Below are 21,697 nucleotides of genomic sequence, written 5' to 3'. Positions count from 1 at the left end.
TATTTTTCAACAACAACTACACCTTGGGATTCCGCTAACATGGTAAAATTATGGAAATATACACTAATAGAATGAGGGGATTAAATATGAATGTGCAAACTGTCTCCAAAGGAGAAATAACAAATCTACTAAACAATTGGTATCAATCCATCATTTCACAACATGTACTAAAATCCACAAATTTCAAGAAAGAAATTGATAGTAAGATTCATCAAATTGAAGAAGACCAAAATATTCTTATCTATTATTCATTACTAGATTTTAGATATAAGTTACTTACCCATGACGTTAAAAACTATAAAGATAGTTTAGAAAAGATAGATTGTATACCTGATCAAGCAGACACCTTCCTAAAATATTATCATAGTTTTTTCAAAGCAATTTATTCAATTAATATAGGAGATTACACATCAGCTAAAGAGCAATACGAAGAAGCTGAAACATTATTAAAGGATATTCCAGATGAACTTGAAATTGCTGAATTTAATTATATGTTTGGTTCTTTCCACTATCATATTTATCAGCCACTACCAGCAATCAAATATACTACAAAGGCAAAGGAATTATTTTCAAAGCATGCAGGGTATGAAATCAAAGTTGCTGCTTGTAATAACACACTAGGTCTTGCTTGTACTTCCCTCGGTCAGTATGAAAGTGCGGAAGAACACTTCCTTGCGGCTTTAAATACTTTCAACAAACACGACGAGGATAAACTATCAGCAAAAGTGAAACATAATTTAGGGTTGTTGTACGCAGATCAAAACCTTTCCGAACTAGCAATAAAATACCTAAATGGGTCACTTGTAAATAACCAAAAAACATTGTTCTTATTAGCGCAGGAGTATTTCAAATTAAATGATAAAAATGCTGTCACGTTGCATATTGAAAATGGATTAAAAATTTCAAACGAAGAGTATAATCATCATTTCAATATTCTAAAAGGATTAAATGACAATATAAGTACAGATGAATTGGAAGAAATCATTTTGGCAGGAATTTGTTATTTTAAGAAAGAAGAGTTATGGAAATACGTAAAAGATTATTCAGCTATTTTAGGCAATAAGTTTTACGATTCAAAATCGTATGAAAAAGCGAGCAAGTATCTACACATGACAAATGAAGCTGATAAAAAGGCTTCAGAGAAAGGAGCTTTAAAATAATGAAAAAATCTCTATTAATTTTTGCTATTATCACAGGTTTTTTATCTTTCAGCTTCAGTAACAATACAAACTTACAATCTGTATCAAAAGAAAAAGTAGATTTTGTTCAATATGCACATGGTGAAACTATTTAACACAATGAAATACTACAAAGTTATGTCATTACCCCTTTACAATGCATAACACAAATAATTATTAACAAAATAAAAAGAACCCATAACGGTTCTTTTTATTTTTGCTTATTACTCTTAAACATAAACCTTATTAATAGCACTACAATTGCAATTATTGTACCTGTGAAACTGAAATTAGAAAATAAGTTTTTACCTAACTTTATTAATTTGATTTCGTAAGTAACAAACGTTCAAATTGTATGTATACCCCAAAATAGAAAACACAAAATATTATTATACCCTTATTGACAGATAAAACCCAAAGTTAACTGTTTGATATTCTAAATTTTCTAATTATTATTTATCAACAAAAAACTCTGAATAACTATACCAATTATTGGTTATCTGTTCTAATCTTTACTTATAGTTCTAATTTTGTAAAAAGAAGGGTGATAAAATGCAAAGTTCAAAATTAAAGTCAAAACTAATTGTAGGTGCTTTAAGTGTTTCTCTAATCACGTCACTACTACCAAGTTATAGCTTCGCTCAAACTTCATATGAAAAAAGTAAAGTTTCATATAAAAAGAGTAATGATTGCAACAAGTGTGAACCGCTTTCTCAAGAAAGTTACAACAACCTTGTTGAAAAATTTGGAGAACCAGTTAATGTCCAAGATACAGACAATGGATTTAAAATTGGAATGGAAATCGCTAAATCTGATCTCGAAGAAAAAGCTATTATTACGGAGTCAGGCCTCATCAAAAACTTTTACACATCAGCTACAGAAGCTGGCGTGAGTGAGGAAGCATTTAATAGCTTTGAATCATCTATTGGACAACTTAATGAGATGGTTCAAAAAGGTGAAATTTCTTTTGGAAACAGCCTATTTGATATTAATTTACCAAGAACAAACCTTTCTACATCTATTAACCAATTGGATATCCAATCGGCAGCAACACCAAGGGGTAGTGTTTATAAATTCAATAACGATCAAGCTATTAAACTCCAAAAATTGATTGCAGGCGGCGCCACTATCGCAGCGATTGCTTCGTATTTCGGAATTCCAGCAATAATAGCTGCGGCATTATCTGCCCTTGCTGCCGGTGCTGGAATCTGTAATTGGAATGGCAGAGGTTTTATCTTCTTATATATGGGGCCAGGCATATTTACATGTACCCCTCTATAACAAATAAAAAAGGTGATTCTTAAGAATCATCTTTTTTATTTGTTATAGATTCAATTTTTTCAGCGTGAAATAGCTTTATATACATTTAGAATACCATGTCCAAGAGACATTTCTTCTTTATCTACACCATATTTGTATAGATATTTAATAGACTCATTAGGACTGTCCTTTAAATTATGTTTATCAATAATTAGTGCTAAAGCACCTGAAACTTTCGGAGCTGCTATAGAATTACCAAACTGATATACATATTCTGCATTTGGAGCCGTAGTTAAAACATGCTCTTTCTCATACATTTTATTTTTGTACCAAAATTCCCCCCCATATTGATGTAGTAATCTATTATCTCCCCCCGGAGCTACTATATCAGTAAATCTATTTCCGTAGTTAGTAAACATTGAAAGAACATTCTCATTTCCTATTGAAGAGACCGAAACTACCCCTGGTAAATCAGCTGGGATATCACGAACTACACCTCTAAAACTTACTTTTTCTAAACCATTTATTTCTAAGTATGTTTTAAAGAAATTATTTATTTGATTTTTATCCCTTACATTCAAACCCTCATTACCAGCTGCCGCAACTACAACGCTACCTGATTTATTTGCAAAATTAACAGCTCTCTTGTAACCTTCAATTTCAGGGAGATCCGAAGTGATTCTCTTACCATTTAAAATATATTCTCCTTCCAAAAGATAGTCCCCTAAACTTAAATTAATTACATCAGCATTGTCTTTTGCAGCTTCAACAATTGCTTTTATAATCCAAATTGTTTCAGCTTCTCTTTCTCCAAAAACCCTATATGCCTTAACACCAACACCTGGTGCTACACCTTTTATCAAACCATTTGCCGCAACTTGCCCTGCAACCTGTGTTCCATGACCCATTAAATCATCTATACGATCCTTTTTTCCATCTTCATTCAACTCTTGTCCCCTAAACCCACCAACAGGAACAAAATTTTTTGAACCACTAAGTACATTGTTTTTTAAATCCGGATGTTGGACATCCAAACCACTATCAATAATAGCTACACTAACATTTTTTGTACCTGGAAATATTTTATAACTCTCTCCATTATTCGTTACCTTTTCCATATCCCATTGGGAAGTTTTTGTATTCTCATTTATAGATACTTGATATTTATTACTCGATTTTAATGTTCTAATTGATTTTCCATATGTCTTTACAAAAGGACTAACCCCAAGTTTCTTCATAACTTTTTCATTAGCCTTCACTTGTACCATTCCAACCTCTTGAACAGAGTAAGTAGTTTCTACATTATTATCATGTAATATCTTTTGAAATTTTCTATATTCTTCCTCGTTTTTTAACAATATGGTGTAATACTCTGAATCCACATTAGAAGCAGAAACATTAACAATATTTATAGGGATAAAAAACAGAAGAACTAAAAACGCACATCTTAATAATTTCATAGTCAAATCCCCTTATTATTTTTAAAAAACAACATAACAACAGCTATAATATACTGTTGTTATGTCTCCAAACCTATATTAAGACTTATCTACCTTTTTCTTATCAATAATTACTGAGAGTACAAGTACAATCACTAACAAGGTAATGATTTGAATATCACTCCCGTCCTTCATAAAAATTGAATAAAAAGTATAAATTACTAACAATATTCCGAAAATCATATTTATAATTCTATGCACAAGCATAACCCCCCCTCTCAATATATATATTCCTAATTTTAACATAATTAGAATTATATTTCCTTGATGTTCAACGTGATAAAAATTTAACCGATAATTCACATATTATATTCCCTTCGCAACCATCCCAAAAGGTACACCTTTTAGGAATACGAAAAACTATTGAAGAATACACTTCAAAAGGTACGAAAAACACTTTTGGCACACTTCAAAATCCAAATGTACCTTTTGGTGTATTTTTGGTATAATTTAAGTTAACTAGATTGAATAATATTAAGATTCTTACTTTGAAAGAGGTTGTTATTTTGTGAGTACAAAAAAATTAGGCTATGTTCGTGTTTCTAGTAAAGATCAGAATGAAGAACGCCAAATTGTAAATATGAGAAAAAACGGAATTGACGAGCGAGATATTTTTATCGATAAAAAAACCGGCAGTAATATGGATAGAGAAAATTATCAAGCAATGAAAAGATATGCTCGATCAGGTGATACAATCGTTTTTGACTCTTTAACAAGATTAGGAAGAACTATGAATGACATTTTAGAGGAATTTAAGTATTACGAGGAACAAAAAATAAATTTAGAATTCTTGAAAGAACCATTTATAAATGTAACTTATAACGGTAATGCCACAAATGATGTCATTCAAAGCGCTATCCAAAAGGCAACCGCAACCATTCTCTCAGCATTTGCTGAAAAAGAACGCCAGGACATAAGGCAACGTCAAGCTGAAGGGATTGCTTTAGCTAAGTCACAAGGAAAGCACTTAGGCAGACCTCGTATACCCATCACTCAGGAATTTATCGATGCTTATAATGAATGGAAAGAAGGAAGAATCACAGCTACAGCTGCTATGAGAAGGAGTGATATAACAAGTAGTTCTACATTCTACAGAGTAGTTAAAAGATATGAGAGAGAAATAACAGATTATAAAAAAATATAAATAGTTATTTTCGAAAGTGAGGATATACACTATACGAAAATGATATCAATAATATTGCACCTAGTAGGTATCAGACACTAAATAAGAAAGGAATGAAAATCATGAAATATTCACTTCAAAAACCATTGAGTTTTTTCACAATACCATTCGCAATGGCTATTCCCTTTACATTATTTATCCTTTGCACCCTAATTTCATTTGATATTGAGCCGACAAAGTTTTTAGGTGACTTTTACTTCAATTTACAGGAATCCATAACTTTATCCGTATGGAACTTGTTAAAGGCTTCATCAATAAAACTTTTAATTCCTAGCTATCTATATTTTCTTGTAACGTGGACACTTATTTATGTTATCTGGAAGTGGATTAAAAAATCTCTATTAAACATAATAAAAGATAATCAAGTTTAATTAATAAACAGTGTGGAACGGTTTAAATTCACACTGTTTATTAATTATAAATGAAAAGTTGAGAGGGCTGATATTCATGCAAATGATCCAGGATACAATACCAGGATTCTCCTCATATTTATTAAGTAAGGGAAGAAAACCTTCAACAATTAAACGGTATATGTATGATGTAGAAAGTTTTATTCAATGGTTGCACCTATCAAAAAGGTTTAACGCGAATGACATTTGGGAATCATTACACAAAAAAGATTTCGAAGCATTTTTTACTTATTTAAAAGATGATCGTAAGTACTCTAACAAAACTATACACCGCATATATATTGTATTAAACAGATTGTATGAATACTTAGATTTACCAAGCCCCATTGAAGGAGTTATTCAAATAGAACCACCTGATCGGGCATTGCGTAAGGAAGATTTCGTTTCTTTCCTGGAAGAAAAACGCTTAAAAGAAGTCATTTCTTCTCTAGAAGGCCTTACAGAAAAACAACAAACAACACGCCCAATGATCTTAGGGCGAAACGTTTCTATTGTTACATTACTCCTGGACTATGGATTATCTTTAAAAGAACTTGTTTCTTTACAAATGCTACATGTTCATTTCGAAAATAACACTTTATCGATTCCTGAAGACTCAATAATAAATAGAATCATTCATTTGAAGGAAAAAGACAAATTACACTTATACAATTACTATAAAACTATCCCTGAACCTGTACGACCTAAATATCACAGCAACGATCCACTATTTGTTGCATTTGATTTTACCCGTGGGACATATCATTGGAGCTACGATCATGACGCACCAAAATTTCTAACTGAAATCTCAATACAAAAAATGATCCGTTTGGAGGTGAAAAGAGCTAATCTCAGAAAAGGGATTGCTGCGCAGCATTTCCGAAATACTTATATTTTAAAGCAGATCCAGGAGGGAAATAGCCCTAAGAAAATTATGCAACGGGCAGGTTTTAAATCTAATTTATCATTAAAAAGATATTATGATTACTATAAACGAACAGAGTCAATTTCAGACTCACACTCTACCCTTAATGTGTAATTTTTACACATCTACAGAAACCAAATAAATATAATGAAAACAGAGGTTAAATAATGACAAAAAACGAAGAAACACATTATATCCATCAATACACTTTACGGGATAGGTCTACTAAATCTATCAAAATTGAATCCTGGCGCTCACTAAAAGATGAGCTGCGAGAACTGGATATAAAACACAGTGACATCTTCCAAATTCAAATGATTAAAATAGACCCAAATAAAAAGTAACATAGCGCTATACAAAACTAAATACTTTAAAGGAGATAATCAATAATGAACCCATTAAAAGATAAGCAAATAACATATTGGCTAGTGAATTTAGGTAATATGTATTACGCTGGTGGCTTATTAAGAAAAAATGAAGATGATTACAATTTCAGTTATGAATTTGTTAACGATAAAACATATGCCTTCCCTTTCTTAGAGAAACATGGCGCTATGAGGATAGCTGAAAAATGTGGTGGAATTGCTGTAGATCACACTGCTACCGGTGAGGAATTAACTATTTTAGAAGATAAAAACGAAAGATATATAAATAGCGAATCCACAGCTCGTTTAGAGCAAGAATTAAATGCCAGGGAAGAAATAAAAAAAGCTGAAGATATACAGACGTTGGAATATGAACTCGAAAAATTAAATCATTCTAAAAATCAACTTCTATAACATATAAAAAAATAAGAATATAGCGCCATGTTTTTATTTTAACGAAAAGAATTGTGTTATAATATTTACAGAACATATGAATAGGATAACAACTACCTGCTTTTGGCAAGTAGCAATTTTATTCACTAAAAAGATCACCAGTTTCCAAGACAGGTGATCTTTTTATATACATTTACTATACTATTTGGGGGATCTATTAGATATTTTAATCCCTTTATGGCTCCTACTTACTACACAGGATTTAATGTTGTTACTTTTTAGGTAATTAACTACTTCGTCAACATCTCTTCCTGTTATTTCTTTGCTATATTCATCAAATTTATTTAATCTATTTTTTATTACAAAAAAACCAAAAGAAATTGATGTCACTATACCAGCAACACATATATCCATAGACATTTCATTTATACCTTCAATCACCATATCTATCCCTCCATTTGTATTTCTTATATACTTCTAACGTTCTACAATTCTTTTAATTTTAACAGGCTTAAATGTATTATGATCATCTATTTGTTCCATTTCCAATGAAACTTCATATCTTTTTCCATTTGCAAAAACAAAACAATTGACCTTATTACTCGTCCAACTATTGAGCATTAATTTCGCTTCCTCTTTTTTTAGTTCTACATCAAAGTTTTTCTTATCTATTTTCAACTCTTTCGCTATCAACTCTTCAGCAATTAATATATTTTTACTATTTTGTTTTTCTTCATGTTCTCTAGCTGGTAAATAAAACGCATATATAACAATAAGAACCGCCAATCCTACAAAACAAAATATGTAAAACAAATCAATTTTATCATTTAAATTTTTATTTCTCGTTGCACTAAAATAATAGCTCAATTTTGTTTTCTCCTTTACACAATCCTCCGTATTACAAACAAATACATATATACATTTATTTATAAAAAAATATTAATTTAATATCTAATTTCCGGATTTCCCCTCACCTGAAATTTACCTACAGTTGTTTTCAACTTATATCAGACCTCTTATTTAATCAATATCTTTTACAAAATAAAACCCTTGTCTTGAAAGTTCTTGAATGCATATTAATTCTCTGATAAACCTATTGTTTAAGTCCTCTATAGTATCACATTTATAGTTACTTAAATCGTCAGGACCCCACAATCTCCACTTTTCTTCATTAGATGAATCAGTAAATTCAGGATTGGTCTCCTCTTTTAAAATCTTAATCACTTTCTCACAAACTTTAATTATTTTAACTGGAGAAACTAATTCTAATACCCCGGAATTTGGTGGATCAAATTCACAATACATTGGTATATCAATATTAAAACTTGAAAAAACCCCGGTTAAATTACCACTTGTTAGATACGTAAGAAGTAATTTATCTCCATCTAGATACCTTATCATGTAATCAAAATCGTTCTCCTCGTGTTTTACTATTTCATATTGTCTAAAGTATTGCCAAGCTACTCCCATAAACTAGTTCCCCTCCTCCAACATGGCGATGTATTATGAAAACGTGAATTGAAATGATAAACGAATATCAAACTTCATCTTCGATTTCTTTTAATTGTTCATAGCATTTAATTTTATCAGGATTATCTATAATTTCTTTCTCAAAAACTTTGTAATTAGCAAGTGGTTTTAGGGTGCCCGATTCAAGGTAAAAGAAGTTTTTTGTAGTCTCTTCACGCAATTCTTTAGCAACGTAATCTGATCTGACCTCTATAAATCTTAATACTAAAATTTCTGGAGATTCCTTTTTAATTTCAACCCCTTGTTTATTTAAAAATGCTGCAATAGAACCAATCTCCCTCTTTATAAGTTCTGCATTTTCATCATCATCTTTTAAATTATTTAATAAATTACGACGGTGTCGTAACCCCCTCTCTAATTGTTCAATAGCCTTTTGAGTGGTTATAATTTCTTTCAATTCACTCATTCCTTTCTCCTATGAAATGTTTCTTACGTATTAAATATCCCCTTTTATAAAACCTTAAAATTATATTCCTTCAAAATTCAAAATCTATTACAATAAAGCTTTTATCCAAAAATCCATATCCCTAAAAATGCATAAGCATAAACCGCAAAAACAAATAAAAAACCTAACACTATACATTTATCTAAAGACATACTTTTATTATCTTTCACTGATCATTTTTCCTTTCTTAATAAAATTCAAATTTCATTAAAATGGTTTCGTTTCACTTTTCAATCGTTATTCTACTGTATCAAGAAATTCTTAATCTAAACTGCTTACAAACTGGATGAAATTTTTATATCTTTCTTTTGTAAGACGCTGCTCTGCTATTTCGACCTTAAAATATAGCAATTCTTGTTGGATCTTATATATATTCTCCATTTCCTTACTTGTAGCAGCAATGAACTCTGTACACTTAAATAACCACTTACTTTTTTCTCTTCTTAAATCCCTAATCAAGACCAAGTATTTCCTATCCAAAGCATCATATAAATTATCAATACTTTTTAACATTAAATTTCTTTTGTCCTTTGAAAACTTTTCATATTCAAGGAGCTTATTCATGCCTTCACCTTCTTTTTTTATAAAATTCAAATTTGATTATGTTTTTTTGAATAGCTAATCTCTCTATTTGAAAAGTAATGACTTTTTAATTTTATTGTGAAAGTTTGTTAATAAATAAACATCATTAATATAAGAAGTACTTAGTTTCTCTATGCGATCTATATTTTCTAAATATTTACCTATTAAAGACTTCTCCATACTTTTACCTAAACTACGCATATTAAAAGCATATGTATTCATAATACATTCCTCCATTTTTAATAGAATTCAAATTTGATTAAACTCTACAGAATAACTCTTTTATTCAATCCTCATTCTTCACTTTATTCTCCATCCACCTTGCTAACTCGCTTAGTTGAATATCTTCTCTTTTAATACCTGTTTCTGCAATATACGGTTCGACAACAAAATTATTCAATTTACTATTTAAATTAATTTCAAGAGGATTCATTGTTGAGGTTTTATTTTCTAGATTTAAATTTATTGTTTTGCCACCAAATTTTTCAATTATTTTATTATAACCAGTCATAACTTTATCCATTACCCCTCTCCATTTCTGCAAAAAATTCAAATTTGATTAAACCCTATTATCTAATTCAGTAGGATTCAAAAATCAGCGCAAAAAACATAACTATAGAAATGTTATAACTTCTCCTGGTTCATTAGTATATTCTCTTAATTCTTCTAAACTTGTTATTTCTCTTAATTTAATATTTACCTCTTCGCTATCCGTACTGTAATATTCTGCAACCGTTAATTCTGCTAAATATTCATTTTCTTCATAGACAATTCCTCTAGAATTATGTAATGAATAAACATAAACACCCACTTACTACACTCCTTTTATATAAATTTCAAATAGTAAAATATTTACCTTCAATTTATACTTATTCAACTATTTTTCGAATTCTTATATTTTCTCACTCTTTCTCCTTATCTTCTATTTTAAGCAAGAGGACAAATATTATTGCTGCAATACTAGAAGTAACCCCACAAACCGTCTTTATCGTTTCATATGTAGCTACTAAAGATAAACCAGCTAACCCACTACTAGTAACAAGTACTCCTAAAAATAAGGCTTGCATTCCCTCTATTTTCTTTGAAACTGGTCTAGTCTTGATTCTCCTCATGCTATAAGATCGCCTCCTTTTCTAACAACTTAGCATTCTCCGTCACAAAAAAATACAGGTCTTTCACACTTATTACAGATATAACTAAATTTTGATGTTCTAACAATTTTATTTTTAAAGGTTTGATCAAAATTGTAGCCAACAGATTCATAATCCCACTCCTGGTAGTATTCTTCTAGTCTTATAATGTGACTGGCCACTTTTGTTAAAACAACATTAATGAAGGAAGCTATAGGTGTTTTGTTTAATTCATTTCCGTCTGGATAATCACTTAAGCAAGTAATAAAACTCCACTCTAATCCCTGTAGATCTGTAAAGTAACTTCTATCAGTTGACCAATGACCAGGATCTACCTCAAGATGTAATTCTCCATACATACTTGAGCTTAAGTCCGTATTAGTAGAAACAGTAATAGCATTCTTAGAAAAAGGTACGTCCGTACTTCCTTTAACTTTGTAATACTCTTTTAGGAAAGGATACTTAATAATTGCTTCTTTCCAATGTCCATTATTAATTAAATTAACCAGTTCTTTAAACTCTTCTTTAATAACTACCTTACCACGTAGAGCCGTATACTTAGTTGACATACCCTCAACTCCTTCTACAAAATGTTTATTGTGATTGAGGTTGCTCCTGTAAGGATTGCGCTTCCATATACCGCAATAGCTACTTCATCAGTTTTCTTCCAAAACAAATATATCCCCGTAAAAATACAAAATGATATGAAACTAACTACACATAGAACCGCAAATAGTCCTTGAATCCACATTAATATTTCTTTCCCTTCTTTAAGAAAATTACTTTTCTCAATTTAATAGACTCTATAATTTTATTTCTTTTTTGTTTCGAACCAAAAAACGCTGTAGAAATCTACTTTAAACTGTTCTTGACAACCTACACAATTCATTACGAATTCTCCTCCTAGATCACCAACCTCTAAATAATCATGATAATCCGAATGGATATATTTACAATATGGACACTCTATATATTCTGCTTTGTGCATTTACTTATTCCTCTTTTCTTTACATTCATAGAAAGTGCTATAAAACATGACAGTTTCATACAAAACTTTCTATTTTTCATTTTTCATTCCCCTAATTCTATTTCTTTGACAGCGGCTACATCTTCCCAATCAATTAAACATTCTCCTACATTAGATGGTTCAAAAACAGTAATAGCTAAACTTTCATAAGTTTTTTCTTTTACATAACACTTGCATTTAAAATACTCATTGTCCCCTCTCCTTTTGATGAAAGTTTCTATTTCGTATTTCTTACCTACTTCAAATAGGTTCATAATCAGTTGTGATCTACCTTTACGTTCTAACTCATCATAATCTCTACGCACATCAAAAGCTTTTGCTACATCAGTTTCATAAGGTGTTCCTTTAACCATTATCGATAACATTCTAAGCATAATATTATCTAAACGCTCTTTATTTTTCGCCCTATGTGCATTTGATGCAAGCTCAATCAATAATTCTTCCCCTTTTGTCTCGCATGTAGCTGTTTCAATTGGTACTTCATTATAATTATTGATTAGATCTTTAGAGCCATTTAGCGTATTAATTGCATTTACCAGCCTTGCTACTTCTATATTTTCTGAAACTAACCATTCTTTTGACCCTATATAAGTTTTATTATCAACTGTAAACCAATCACAGCCAGCATCATCTATTACTTTTCCGTTTTCTCTTGTGGCATCCAGTACAATTTCCCACATTTGTTCTATTAATAAATCTTTTTCGGTTTTATAAATACTTTTCATGATTATTCTCCCCTCTTAATAAAATTCAAATTTGATTAAACCCTACTAACTAATTCAGTAGGCTTCAAAAATCTGTGCAAAAAGCATAACCATAAAAATCAAAAATATCAAAAAATAGACACATGAAATTCGCATATCATCTCTATTCATATTTACTCCTCACTTAATACAAAATTCAAATTGTATTAAAATAGTGATTTAATTAAACAAATACAGCACACACATAAATAAGATTATTCCACAAAAAATCGCTGTTCCTATAAAGAAGAATTTAGTCCAAAAATCTAAAAAATCCCAAGCGGATGAATATTCCTCTATATCCTTATTATCATCTTTCATTATTGTCCTTTCCTACCTTTCCTATTTACTAATCGAATCGCTCACATTTTTTATACATTCTTCAATTCGTGTAGTTGATATTATTATCCCCTCAAATCTACGCTGTTTTAAACTATATAAAACTTTAATTGCCTTATATAGTTCCTCCTTAAGAAAAGTAGTATCACGTAAACGAAGCTTTCCAGGAATATTATGAATTACACTACTAATATTCTGTACCCAAAAACACAATTCACTTCTAATAGATTTATTAAAACTTGAATCCAAATCTAATGACCTTATAGCAAGTATGGAATCTTCTAACACACAATAACCTAATTCAAACAATTCCTCTTCTGTATGTATATCTAGCACTTTACTTAATTCAGGAACATCTTCTACTAGTTCATAGAAATTATCATTGTTAATCCTTTTAAAAAACTTCACTACAATCCCTCCACAAGATATATAAATAAAAATTAGTAAGAAGCAAAAAAATACTATTACTTCACCTGGCCCTTGCGCGATTCTCCTTCACCATCATGCTATATTAAATTCTTCGAAATGTGTAAATGTGTATTTTTACACATTTACACATTTACACATTTTTTATATGTTAACGCTATTATACACCCATTAAATCAGCATATCAACATTAAATGTACACATGTGTACATTTACACATTTACACATGTGTAAAAAATTTGATGTAAATAAAAAAGACTTCATATAATTGAAAAGTCTTTTTTACTAGTAATAACTATATATTTCTATCGCAATAACTTTAACTAGCTGCCACTGTTGAGGTAATATCATAGGTATCAATTATTATCCCTTTTTCTTGAGAATACTTCATAATCATCTCACTAATTTCTTTACTAGGAAGACCATTGTATTTCCCTTTTGCTTGTACCAATTTCAACTTCTTACCATTATCCACTTCTAAACAGTGTGTTACAGTATTTGTTTCCTTATCTTCCATCAATACTATAAACAATTCTTTCTTTATAGCGTATGAAGAATATGAACCTACACATATCCCTAATTTAGATCCTACATCTACTAACTCATGATTACTTTTTGCTAGTTTAAAATGATGTGTTGGTGTATCGAACTGTAGTTTCTCTTTTTCAGTTTTAGTATATTCTATATTAATACATTTATTTTGAATTTTCTTATAGTCCTTTGCTAAAGTATCATGGAATGATTTTAATGTTTGGAACGGCGGTAACTGATAGCCAGGAATCTCTTTACAAAGTTCCTTTTCCATCTTCTCAATATCCCTAATGTAAGAAAAAATATCAATCATTCCATACGGATCGTTACTATCAACTTTTATTAGCTGTAGTAACTCCTTAGCATATTTCTTCTCATTTACAAAATGCTTTTTGACACTTAGAAAAGCTGATACATATCTCTTTTTAAATAAATTATCTATAATAGTTTCACTGAAATAATCCGCATCTCCAGAATCGCTTAAATACTTCCTTTTTAGTAAATCAGCTAAAAAATAATGTCTAATATCTACATTTTCAAACAAAATTGCTGCCATTCTATACATATAAATCAAATTAGGATTTTCCAATAGAATTTTCCGTTCTTTTTTTGTAATTCTCTTATCGGTAAGCCACTCCAACACTTCTATTTGTCTAGTAGGAATTAAAGAAAGTTCTTCTCGTTTCCCTCTAGCTTTCTTTAATTCTTGTCGGAACTTTATGTTTAGAGTTAATTCTAAAGGTAATACACCTAATTGTGGATACCTTAAATAGAAGGGGAACTGACGAATTCCTGATACTTTTTCCAAATTGAACCACGAAGGTACTAAACCCTCCCTGAATTCTTTCCATGCTGGATCTTGTTCTATATACTCTAAATGCGACCATATCAAGCCCCATTTTCTTGGGATACATCCATATGTTATATTTGCTATTTTATTATTTTGGGGATTACTTGCTTTTCTTACTAAATAAGTTTGTTTCGTAATTTTATTATGAGTTACATTATATCTATACAATACCGACATTTTACGCATTTTAAGTTTATTAAAACTGAATTTTAAAATATGATGATAAAAAGCGCAGCTAAATACCACTTTCTCTTCGTAATCAAAAACCTTACTATACACTTTCGTAATATATGTATCTGATTTATGTAATTTTATAATTCTTTTTTTACAATGTGGACAGGAATATCTATGTCTGCCTGATTGTACTTCAACTGCTTCTGATATTTCATTACAGTCGGAACAGTATACCATCATTTTCCCTTCACAATTTTCAATATCAAAAGTTTTCCAACGAAAACTACTTTTAAAAGGATTTGCATGAATAATATTACTACACATTTTTTGTACCTCCTATATACAAAAAAGGACTCCATAAGTAGCTATGAAGTCCTTTTTTAAATAATTGCTATAGCGCCATGTTAATTAACTAAAAAGCTTGTTGCCAAAAATACAAATGCATTATATGAGATATGAGCTAACATTGGTACTTTCAAATCTTTGGTCTTTTCGTAACTCCATGCATATAAACAACCATTCACAAAGTAAGGGAAGAAAAACCAATCAAAATGAACTGCTGCAAAGATACCGTTAGCAATAATAATCGCTGTTGTTCGATTGATCTGCTCCAATAATTCCTCTAATCCAAGTGGCAAAATCTTTCTAAATAAGAATTCTTCTATCACAGGAGCAACCAATACAGGTATCAATACATAAAAGAGATTAATTTCTATCTTTTGATTTACATTCGCCACATTTCCAGTTCCAATTGATAGACTAGCTTTTATGTAAGAAAAAAGCATACTGGATAAAATAGCTAGTACAGTTGCTATTAATACCCATTTGATCTTTTGTAACATTACTTGTAAATTCAAAACGCTTCTCCCCTGACTTTCTATGATTCTCAATTCTCTATCCTTCCACTACCATTTAGCTTCAGATACCCATCAAATTCTTTACCTGATTTCCCTTTCATTCCTTTGCTATTATAAGTCGAGATCCTCCAAACACGACTTAGTAATAATGAAGTTCCTTCATCCAAGTTTCTGCCGAGTAGGTAGTCAATACTAATCTTCTCGCTATGTACCTCCCCGTACTCAACTTCAATAATTTCTCGTGCTTTTTGCGTAAGTGTGTCTGCAATAGAAACCAAATTTTCCAGTCGTGGATTTTTGAGACCTAACTCCCAATTTTTCACCATCTGGTTCGAAACGCCGAGTGCTTCCCCAAGAGATTTTTGGGTGAATCCTAATAATTTTCTTAATAGCTTTAAATTTTTCATACTTTATGATTCAACCCTTCCTAAAAATTCATTAATTTCATATTGTTACTTTTTTTATACAACTGTTTCACTGTATTTCTTTTGTCCTTGTATAAAAAAAGGTCTTTACTGACAAAATGCATAATCATTGCATTTTTGAATGAGTAAAGAACTTTTTTATCTATTTACATCCTGGTTATTTTTTTGCTGCAAATTCAAGATCCAGTCTCCCCGATGCTGTAAGTTTCAAGTAACCATCGAACTCTACCCCTGATTTCCCTTTCATTTTCTTGATTAATCCTGTTTTTTTACCTTCTAATAATTTCTTTGCATTTGGTTCTGAAATTTTCTTAGTTAAATATTCTCCTGGAATTGAGAATTTACATCCATCTTTATAACCGCTGCACCCATAAAAAGTTTTACGATTTACAACGTCCTTCCCACATTTCGGACATTTACCAACCGTATCTTTTGATTTCATTTCTTGAATTTTATTATCTATTTTCAGCCCAGCAATGGACTTTGTAGCCCCTTCAATTAGATCCTTTGCAAACTTACTAGTTTGACTAACAAACACATCCTTAGAGCCTTGTTTTTTACCAATTTTACGCAAATATCCTTCCCACTTCGCTGTCATTTCAGGTTTTGCTAACAAAGTTCCCTGGACCGATTGGCAAAGTATTTCTCCTTTCGGTGTAACATTTACCTTATTACGTTTTACTTCTATATAACCTTGATTTTTTAGTGTTTCTATAATACCGGCGCGAGTTGCTTCCGTACCCAGCCCCTCTACTTCTTTAAGAATATCTTTACTTTCTTCATCTTCTACTGAAGAACCACACGTTTTCATCATAGTAATCAATTGACCCTCTGTATATGGTTTAGGTGGAGTAGTTACACCTTCTTTTGATTTTACTAAACCCTGGACAAATCCACCTTGCTTAACTACAGGTAAGATGGATACTTTCTCTTGATCGTCCTCTTCCTCAATTTTATCCGTCACATACAACTCTTTCCATCCTAATGATTTTTCCGCCTTTCCTTTTGTGGTGAACAACAGGCCGTTCAAATCACTTGTTATAACTGTCTCTTCATACAAATAAGGCGAATGAAACATGCTTAAAACACTTTTTAAAACTTCTATATATAAATTTCTCTGTTTATCCGTCAATTTTGCAATTGTTTCTTTTGAAGGAACATTTTTGGTTAATACAATTGCATAGTGTTCCTGGACTTTCTTATTATCGACATATCGCTTATTTGCAGTTAATGAATGCGGTTGGAAATTTACATCTAAAATTGATTGATAACCGTTCAAATTATTCTTTAAATACTCAAATTCAGCCTCTGTAATGTAATTACAGTCTGTACGGGGATATGTTACTAATTTCGCTTCGTACAATTCTTGAATTCCCTTTAAAACGTCAGCTGGTGAATACTTATATTTTTTGTTGGCCAAAGCTTGTATAGAAGAAAGAGAGAATAGTTTTGGTGCTTCTTTTTGTTTTGGTTTTACTTCTACAGATGTAATCATGCCTTGTTGACTACTTTTTTCAGAAAGACTATGTTGCTGCAGCAAGCTCATTAATTCTCCTTTAGTAGCAAATCTCTCTTTATAACGTCCCATGTATACACCGTTTGGAGAAGTAAATTGTGCTTCTAATTCAAAGAAAGGCATTGGCTTAAAGTTTTGGATTTCTTGTTGTCGCTTATTAATCAAACACAAAACCGGCGTTTGTACACGCCCCACGCTGAAAGACCCTTGAACGCCCCTTTGACGTAACAATAAAGTATATAACCTGCTAGCATTCATTCCTATAATCCAGTCGCTAATTTGACGTGCCTGCGCTTCATGGTACAAATCTTCTTTTTCTACTCCTGGCTTTAAATTTTGAAAGCCTTTTTGAATTTCATCTACTTCTAGGCTGTTGATCCATAGGCGCTTAATCTTTTTATTTATGCACCCCGCTTGTTGAATAATTAACCTTGCAATCAATTCTCCTTCTCTGTCGATATCTGTCGAAATGTGTATTATTCCCGCTTCTTGCATTAGCTTTTTCACAATATTAAACTGTTTTCTTCTATTTTGTTTTACCTTATAAACATATTTTTCAGGTAAAATAGGAAGTTTTGTTATATCCCAATCCTCCCATTCTTTCTTATAATCTCCTGGTGCATTTAACTCTACTAAATGACCAATTGCCCAAGTTATATTCCCTCCAGTTGGTAATAAAGAACATGGCGGAACATAGAAATAGCCATCTTTCTTTTGAACATTCGGAAAGGCTTCAGAATAGGCTTTTGCTTGCGGTGGTTTCTCTGCTAGGATTAGTACTGACATGTTTTTACTTCCTCTCATTATTTAAATTTTATATAAAAAAAGGAGCAGCATTGATTATGCTACTCCCTGAAAAAATCGCGAATGTGAGTATATGTGTATTTGTGTAAATGTGTACATGTGTATTTGTGTACATTTACACAAATTACTTAAATAGCGATGTATCACTATTTTGCCCTTTAAATTATTCAATTTTCTCTAGAAATTAAGCAAAAATCTCCATGTTAAAGGAATAAGGAACAGATGTGAGATAAATATCATTAAAGAATATTTATCTTTCCATTTTAGGTTTACACTTTTTCTAAAAATAAAGTTTAACAACCAAGAACCAAAGAGTGTAACAAGAACTTCAAAACCAATAATAATCCAGTCTAATACAAGATGATCTTCATAGGGATTATCACCAGCCATAACAAGAACAAATAAAATCGGGTATGCAGCAATATAAACTAGCAAATACGATGAAAAATATAAGATATATTTAATAAGTAATTTCCTGCCCATAATATCGCTCCTTATAAACTTTTTTACCACTTCTACAAGCTATTTAACTTCACAATATAAAAAGGACAACATAGCGCTATGTTGTCCTTTTTATCTCTCACGCCCCATTTGGCGCATATATGCTATTTGTCTAGCTTGATCCTTTTCTTTATATTCCTGGCACTTTTCTTCTAATTTAGAGAAGTCACAGCAAACTCCTTTTAAAAATTTCTGTTTATGTGAAGGCTTACCTTTTACAGTCACATCTTTATATACTTTTTCTACTTTATTAGAAACACGATCCATATTGTCTTTTAAAAATAAATACTGTTTTAACATCAAATTACCGTATTTAGGATCTGTCTCCATTTTTTCTGCTATATCAATTTCCTTACATTCCTTTTCAGGGACTGGAATCATATTATTGACCAATAAAACTCCAATTCGCTTCTCAGGATTATCATTATCAAATAATTTTACACTGACCTGGCTATTAAAATTTTTATCATTACGTGATGTTAGAGGTACAAAATAATCATGGCCATTAATTTTTTCCAAGACACCTACATATGGTCTACTATGCTTTTCATCTTTATTAAAGGGTACTTTACTGTCTGTTTCTCTTAGATAGTCTATATATTTAGTTGAAATAGTATAAAATTTAGGATTATCTTTATTAGCCAAATTTCTTCTCCCCCTAAAAGCAAAAAAAGTAGGAAGAAAACTCTCCCTACTTTTAAAATTCTTTTTTTGTGCCTACTACGGTAAGGCTACACCAATTTTTTGGTACTCACTACGGTAGAGTTACACCAATTTTTTCGCGCCTACTAAAGTAAGGCTACTCTAATTTTGTACTCTTATTATATGCAATTCACTAATAAAAATCAACATTTTCAACTTCATTTTAAAATTTCACTTCTTTTATCTTTCTCTGCCCATTTTTTGTAAATAAGCAGTTAGTCTTCCTTGTTCTTCTTGTTTAGCTATACGCTTGCATTCATCGTTCCAATCCCATTTTTTTGCTTCCTCCGGTGCTTTAGGATATTCAGGTTTAAATGCAACAATACTGCCATCATTTTTCTCATATCGAAAATGTATCAAACGTTCCACAAATGCTTTACCTGCTTTGTCATTGTCTACACATAAAGAAAGACTATCAGGAGCATCACCAATTCGCTCCTGGCTTTTCATATAGTAATTAAATATCACTTGTGGTTTAAGTCCCTCCATACTAACCAAATGTGTATCTTTAAGATCCTTTTTATGTAGTGATACGTAACTCAGTAAATCAATTGATGACTCAAAAAACTTTAAATTTCGGGGTTCACCATTTAATACATTAAACCCATAGTTAGCTGTAGAGTTTTTTTGGGTATTTTTCCATGTTCCACGTTTGTACTTATCTGACTTAACGACTCCTTGCTCTGATCCACCCATCACTGCTCCTGTTTCACGGTCTTTCCATAAAAACAATACATTATTGTACTTATCTTGCTTAATCAAGCCTTTATTATGCAATGCATCTACTACTTGAGGATCAATCTTCCTATCGTTAACCAGGTACTCTTTTGCTCGGTCGAAATTAGATACTTCTTTTTTAGAAAATTGTTCATAGTCATAAGGTTCACTTACGTATTTAACCTCTGAAGCCTTTTCATAATCTTTTTCCCCTTCGAGTAATCGCTGCATAGCTCCTGGGAAAGATGCTCCTTCAACTTCCTGAACAAAATTTATAACATTACCATTAACACCTCTACTGTTCCAGTAGAATTGATTTTTCTTTCTATCAATGATTAGACTGTCATGATCTACAAGTCGGTAATAACGCTCGCTGTCGCTCTTTACAGGAATACCATTTTGCATACAATAATCAACAATATCAAGTGCTGCAGCTTTTTCAATATCTTCTTTTGTATATTTTTTTGTATTTTTTGTTTGATCTTCCAAAGCGATTCCTCCAATAAAAAAAGACCTTGTATCATTCACAAGGTCTTTTCTAAATTTTTCTTTTTTCTGCTCTAAAACGTTTTTTAAATCATTTTTATAATTGTTGTTTTATACTAAACATCACCTCCTTTTTCGTTTCTAATGAATAAATTTCACTACTCAATCAAATAATGATTTAAAAGCTCCTAAGATTTCTGAATTCCCAGGTTGAAAGCTTGCTATTCCATATGAATAAAGCTCATATACAACCACTATTGTGCTAATCATTAAAATTAACTTCTCAACAATACCGTTATAGCTGTAATAAAATACATTAAAACCACTTTGGAAATTTTTATTTGATAATGGCAGCAACCACTTAATACCTTTTTTAGAGAAACTATCTTCCACCAAATGTAGAAAATAACCAGCAAATATGCACATACCATTTGTAAATGATAAAGGTGTCATTCCTACTGCAAATAAAATAGGAATCAACACTAGCACTAATCCAAATAGCGAATGTGTGATTCCTCTATGACCAAATACCGTATTCATAAGATCTGATACTCCACGTGTTCTTCGGCCGATCCATGAATGCTGTTCATCTATATCAGGCAATAAAGCCCCAAAACTAACCGCTATAACATTTCCAACCGTGAGGTTGCCTGTTGAAGCTAAAACAGGCAGAGCAACTGCTAGGCTCGTTGTAAGGTGAGTTTTATACTTCATTTGTAC

29 protein-coding genes are annotated in these 21,697 nt (G+C 31.2%); 6 read left to right on the top strand and 23 right to left on the bottom strand.

Features of this window, described 5'->3' with window-relative positions:
* The first annotated feature begins 86 nt into the window (after window positions 1-86).
* The 3 genes from MHB52_RS35965 to MHB52_RS35955 all read left to right on the top strand — a co-directional run bounded on the left by MHB52_RS35965 (window position 87) and on the right by MHB52_RS35955 (window position 2,459).
* Entirely contained in the window at window positions 87-1,160 is a 1,074-nt protein-coding gene (locus MHB52_RS35965) for a Rap family tetratricopeptide repeat protein (RefSeq protein ID WP_061663991.1), read from the top strand.
* Window positions 1,160-1,294, top strand: coding sequence for a hypothetical protein (locus MHB52_RS35960; protein WP_000749279.1), 135 nt, complete (start codon window positions 1,160-1,162; stop codon window positions 1,292-1,294). The genes MHB52_RS35965 and MHB52_RS35960 overlap by 1 nt, the downstream gene beginning before the upstream one ends.
* 436 nt (window positions 1,295-1,730) lie before the next feature.
* Complete coding sequence (locus tag MHB52_RS35955; RefSeq protein ID WP_061663992.1) at window positions 1,731-2,459, top strand: hypothetical protein; 729 nt, start codon at window positions 1,731-1,733, stop codon at window positions 2,457-2,459.
* 59 nt (window positions 2,460-2,518) lie between these two features.
* Here the strand turns inward: MHB52_RS35955 and MHB52_RS35950 are convergent, their stop codons facing one another.
* Window positions 2,519-3,898: a S8 family peptidase gene (locus MHB52_RS35950; RefSeq protein WP_061663993.1), complete on the bottom strand. Its 1,380-nt coding sequence runs from the start codon at window positions 3,896-3,898 to the stop codon at window positions 2,519-2,521.
* 78 nt (window positions 3,899-3,976) lie between these two features.
* Window positions 3,977-4,138: a hypothetical protein gene (locus tag MHB52_RS35945; RefSeq protein WP_170957380.1), complete on the bottom strand. Its 162-nt coding sequence runs from the start codon at window positions 4,136-4,138 to the stop codon at window positions 3,977-3,979.
* A 307-nt stretch (window positions 4,139-4,445) separates the two neighbouring features.
* On the opposite strand from MHB52_RS35945, the gene MHB52_RS35940 reads away from it, so the two are divergent.
* From MHB52_RS35940 to MHB52_RS35930, 3 genes are all read left to right on the top strand, one after another.
* A complete protein-coding gene (locus MHB52_RS35940; RefSeq protein ID WP_000104865.1) occupies window positions 4,446-5,081 on the top strand; it encodes a recombinase family protein in 636 nt (211 codons plus the stop codon).
* Between the two features lie 486 nt (window positions 5,082-5,567).
* Complete coding sequence (locus MHB52_RS35935; protein WP_061663995.1) at window positions 5,568-6,548, top strand: tyrosine-type recombinase/integrase; 981 nt, start codon at window positions 5,568-5,570, stop codon at window positions 6,546-6,548.
* Window positions 6,549-6,823: 275 nt separating this feature from the next.
* Complete coding sequence (locus tag MHB52_RS35930; protein ID WP_061663996.1) at window positions 6,824-7,213, top strand: hypothetical protein; 390 nt, start codon at window positions 6,824-6,826, stop codon at window positions 7,211-7,213.
* A 180-nt stretch (window positions 7,214-7,393) separates the two neighbouring features.
* Here MHB52_RS35930 and MHB52_RS35925 read toward each other — a convergent pair whose 3' ends face one another.
* The 21 genes from MHB52_RS35925 to MHB52_RS35825 all read right to left on the bottom strand — a co-directional run bounded on the left by MHB52_RS35925 (window position 7,394) and on the right by MHB52_RS35825 (window position 21,691).
* On the bottom strand, window positions 7,394-7,636 hold the full coding sequence (locus tag MHB52_RS35925) for a hypothetical protein (protein WP_061663997.1): 243 nt from the start codon (window positions 7,634-7,636) through the stop codon (window positions 7,394-7,396).
* A gap of 33 nt (window positions 7,637-7,669) precedes the next feature.
* On the bottom strand, window positions 7,670-8,059 hold the full coding sequence (locus tag MHB52_RS35920) for a hypothetical protein (protein ID WP_061663998.1): 390 nt from the start codon (window positions 8,057-8,059) through the stop codon (window positions 7,670-7,672).
* A 153-nt stretch (window positions 8,060-8,212) separates the two neighbouring features.
* Window positions 8,213-8,662 (bottom strand): hypothetical protein, encoded by a 450-nt coding sequence (locus tag MHB52_RS35915; RefSeq protein ID WP_061663999.1) that lies wholly within the window; start codon window positions 8,660-8,662, stop codon window positions 8,213-8,215.
* Between the two features lie 67 nt (window positions 8,663-8,729).
* A complete protein-coding gene (locus MHB52_RS35910) occupies window positions 8,730-9,128 on the bottom strand; it encodes a hypothetical protein (RefSeq protein WP_061664000.1) in 399 nt (132 codons plus the stop codon).
* 300 nt (window positions 9,129-9,428) lie between these two features.
* On the bottom strand, window positions 9,429-9,731 hold the full coding sequence (locus tag MHB52_RS35905) for a hypothetical protein (RefSeq protein WP_061664001.1): 303 nt from the start codon (window positions 9,729-9,731) through the stop codon (window positions 9,429-9,431).
* A gap of 63 nt (window positions 9,732-9,794) precedes the next feature.
* Window positions 9,795-9,971 carry a hypothetical protein gene (locus tag MHB52_RS35900; protein ID WP_253703489.1) on the bottom strand — a complete coding sequence of 59 codons (177 nt, stop codon included), beginning with the start codon at window positions 9,969-9,971 and terminating at the stop codon, window positions 9,795-9,797.
* A 64-nt stretch (window positions 9,972-10,035) separates the two neighbouring features.
* Window positions 10,036-10,272 carry a hypothetical protein gene (locus tag MHB52_RS35895; RefSeq protein ID WP_061664003.1) on the bottom strand — a complete coding sequence of 79 codons (237 nt, stop codon included), beginning with the start codon at window positions 10,270-10,272 and terminating at the stop codon, window positions 10,036-10,038.
* Window positions 10,273-10,362: 90 nt separating this feature from the next.
* Window positions 10,363-10,560, bottom strand: a complete 198-nt coding sequence (locus MHB52_RS35890) for a hypothetical protein (protein ID WP_061664004.1) — start codon at window positions 10,558-10,560, stop codon at window positions 10,363-10,365.
* Between the two features lie 91 nt (window positions 10,561-10,651).
* Window positions 10,652-10,861, bottom strand: a complete 210-nt coding sequence (locus MHB52_RS35885; protein ID WP_016099569.1) for a hypothetical protein — start codon at window positions 10,859-10,861, stop codon at window positions 10,652-10,654.
* 29 nt (window positions 10,862-10,890) lie between these two features.
* Complete coding sequence (locus MHB52_RS35880) at window positions 10,891-11,448, bottom strand: hypothetical protein (RefSeq protein WP_061664005.1); 558 nt, start codon at window positions 11,446-11,448, stop codon at window positions 10,891-10,893.
* A gap of 242 nt (window positions 11,449-11,690) precedes the next feature.
* A complete protein-coding gene (locus tag MHB52_RS35875; RefSeq protein ID WP_170925381.1) occupies window positions 11,691-11,867 on the bottom strand; it encodes a hypothetical protein in 177 nt (58 codons plus the stop codon).
* A gap of 83 nt (window positions 11,868-11,950) precedes the next feature.
* Window positions 11,951-12,631, bottom strand: coding sequence for a hypothetical protein (locus MHB52_RS35870; RefSeq protein ID WP_061664006.1), 681 nt, complete (start codon window positions 12,629-12,631; stop codon window positions 11,951-11,953).
* Window positions 12,632-12,991: 360 nt separating this feature from the next.
* Window positions 12,992-13,396 (bottom strand): hypothetical protein, encoded by a 405-nt coding sequence (locus MHB52_RS35865; protein ID WP_061664007.1) that lies wholly within the window; start codon window positions 13,394-13,396, stop codon window positions 12,992-12,994.
* Window positions 13,397-13,733: 337 nt separating this feature from the next.
* Window positions 13,734-15,293, bottom strand: coding sequence for a PcfJ domain-containing protein (locus tag MHB52_RS35860; protein WP_061664008.1), 1,560 nt, complete (start codon window positions 15,291-15,293; stop codon window positions 13,734-13,736).
* An 80-nt stretch (window positions 15,294-15,373) separates the two neighbouring features.
* Entirely contained in the window at window positions 15,374-15,811 is a 438-nt protein-coding gene (locus MHB52_RS35855) for a CPBP family intramembrane glutamic endopeptidase (protein WP_080451648.1), read from the bottom strand.
* A 44-nt stretch (window positions 15,812-15,855) separates the two neighbouring features.
* Window positions 15,856-16,233 (bottom strand): helix-turn-helix domain-containing protein, encoded by a 378-nt coding sequence (locus tag MHB52_RS35850; RefSeq protein ID WP_061664010.1) that lies wholly within the window; start codon window positions 16,231-16,233, stop codon window positions 15,856-15,858.
* 175 nt (window positions 16,234-16,408) lie between these two features.
* Complete coding sequence (locus tag MHB52_RS35845; RefSeq protein ID WP_061664011.1) at window positions 16,409-18,553, bottom strand: type IA DNA topoisomerase; 2,145 nt, start codon at window positions 18,551-18,553, stop codon at window positions 16,409-16,411.
* A gap of 195 nt (window positions 18,554-18,748) precedes the next feature.
* Window positions 18,749-19,054 carry a hypothetical protein gene (locus MHB52_RS35840; RefSeq protein ID WP_061664012.1) on the bottom strand — a complete coding sequence of 102 codons (306 nt, stop codon included), beginning with the start codon at window positions 19,052-19,054 and terminating at the stop codon, window positions 18,749-18,751.
* 90 nt (window positions 19,055-19,144) lie between these two features.
* A complete protein-coding gene (locus MHB52_RS35835) occupies window positions 19,145-19,717 on the bottom strand; it encodes a type III toxin-antitoxin system ToxN/AbiQ family toxin (protein ID WP_061664013.1) in 573 nt (190 codons plus the stop codon).
* Window positions 19,718-19,954: 237 nt separating this feature from the next.
* Window positions 19,955-20,980 carry a DUF3991 and TOPRIM domain-containing protein gene (locus MHB52_RS35830; protein WP_061664014.1) on the bottom strand — a complete coding sequence of 342 codons (1,026 nt, stop codon included), beginning with the start codon at window positions 20,978-20,980 and terminating at the stop codon, window positions 19,955-19,957.
* Between the two features lie 159 nt (window positions 20,981-21,139).
* Entirely contained in the window at window positions 21,140-21,691 is a 552-nt protein-coding gene (locus MHB52_RS35825) for a metal-dependent hydrolase (protein ID WP_061664015.1), read from the bottom strand.
* Window positions 21,692-21,697 lie beyond the last annotated feature (6 nt).

Source organism: Bacillus sp. FSL K6-0073 (assembly GCF_038006085.1).
Taxonomy (GTDB): Bacteria; Bacillota; Bacilli; order Bacillales; family Bacillaceae_G; genus Bacillus_A; species Bacillus_A cereus.
This window is presented reverse-complemented; position numbering and strand designations above follow the sequence as displayed.

What these genes read in the sequence shown, in the direction of transcription:
- MHB52_RS35895 (WP_061664003.1), bottom strand. Translation starts at nt 10,272, where the DNA reads ATGGATAAAGTTATGACTGGTTATAATAAAATAATTGAAAAATTTGGT.
- MHB52_RS35885 (WP_016099569.1), bottom strand. Translation starts at nt 10,861, where the DNA reads ATGAGGAGAATCAAGACTAGACCAGTTTCAAAGAAAATAGAGGGAATG.
- MHB52_RS35955 (WP_061663992.1), top strand. Translation starts at nt 1,731, where the DNA reads ATGCAAAGTTCAAAATTAAAGTCAAAACTAATTGTAGGTGCTTTAAGT.
- MHB52_RS35915 (WP_061663999.1), bottom strand. Translation starts at nt 8,662, where the DNA reads ATGGGAGTAGCTTGGCAATACTTTAGACAATATGAAATAGTAAAACAC.
- MHB52_RS35910 (WP_061664000.1), bottom strand. Translation starts at nt 9,128, where the DNA reads ATGAGTGAATTGAAAGAAATTATAACCACTCAAAAGGCTATTGAACAA.
- MHB52_RS35880 (WP_061664005.1), bottom strand. Translation starts at nt 11,448, where the DNA reads ATGTCAACTAAGTATACGGCTCTACGTGGTAAGGTAGTTATTAAAGAA.
- MHB52_RS35840 (WP_061664012.1), bottom strand. Translation starts at nt 19,054, where the DNA reads ATGGGCAGGAAATTACTTATTAAATATATCTTATATTTTTCATCGTAT.
- MHB52_RS35935 (WP_061663995.1), top strand. Translation starts at nt 5,568, where the DNA reads ATGCAAATGATCCAGGATACAATACCAGGATTCTCCTCATATTTATTA.
- MHB52_RS35965 (WP_061663991.1), top strand. Translation starts at nt 87, where the DNA reads ATGAATGTGCAAACTGTCTCCAAAGGAGAAATAACAAATCTACTAAAC.
- MHB52_RS35930 (WP_061663996.1), top strand. Translation starts at nt 6,824, where the DNA reads ATGAACCCATTAAAAGATAAGCAAATAACATATTGGCTAGTGAATTTA.
- MHB52_RS35825 (WP_061664015.1), bottom strand. Translation starts at nt 21,691, where the DNA reads ATGAAGTATAAAACTCACCTTACAACGAGCCTAGCAGTTGCTCTGCCT.
- MHB52_RS35855 (WP_080451648.1), bottom strand. Translation starts at nt 15,811, where the DNA reads ATGTTACAAAAGATCAAATGGGTATTAATAGCAACTGTACTAGCTATT.
- MHB52_RS35960 (WP_000749279.1), top strand. Translation starts at nt 1,160, where the DNA reads ATGAAAAAATCTCTATTAATTTTTGCTATTATCACAGGTTTTTTATCT.
- MHB52_RS35850 (WP_061664010.1), bottom strand. Translation starts at nt 16,233, where the DNA reads ATGAAAAATTTAAAGCTATTAAGAAAATTATTAGGATTCACCCAAAAA.
- MHB52_RS35870 (WP_061664006.1), bottom strand. Translation starts at nt 12,631, where the DNA reads ATGAAAAGTATTTATAAAACCGAAAAAGATTTATTAATAGAACAAATG.
- MHB52_RS35875 (WP_170925381.1), bottom strand. Translation starts at nt 11,867, where the DNA reads ATGCACAAAGCAGAATATATAGAGTGTCCATATTGTAAATATATCCAT.
- MHB52_RS35845 (WP_061664011.1), bottom strand. Translation starts at nt 18,553, where the DNA reads ATGTCAGTACTAATCCTAGCAGAGAAACCACCGCAAGCAAAAGCCTAT.
- MHB52_RS35905 (WP_061664001.1), bottom strand. Translation starts at nt 9,731, where the DNA reads ATGAATAAGCTCCTTGAATATGAAAAGTTTTCAAAGGACAAAAGAAAT.
- MHB52_RS35900 (WP_253703489.1), bottom strand. Translation starts at nt 9,971, where the DNA reads ATGAATACATATGCTTTTAATATGCGTAGTTTAGGTAAAAGTATGGAG.
- MHB52_RS35860 (WP_061664008.1), bottom strand. Translation starts at nt 15,293, where the DNA reads ATGTGTAGTAATATTATTCATGCAAATCCTTTTAAAAGTAGTTTTCGT.
- MHB52_RS35925 (WP_061663997.1), bottom strand. Translation starts at nt 7,636, where the DNA reads ATGGTGATTGAAGGTATAAATGAAATGTCTATGGATATATGTGTTGCT.
- MHB52_RS35950 (WP_061663993.1), bottom strand. Translation starts at nt 3,898, where the DNA reads ATGAAATTATTAAGATGTGCGTTTTTAGTTCTTCTGTTTTTTATCCCT.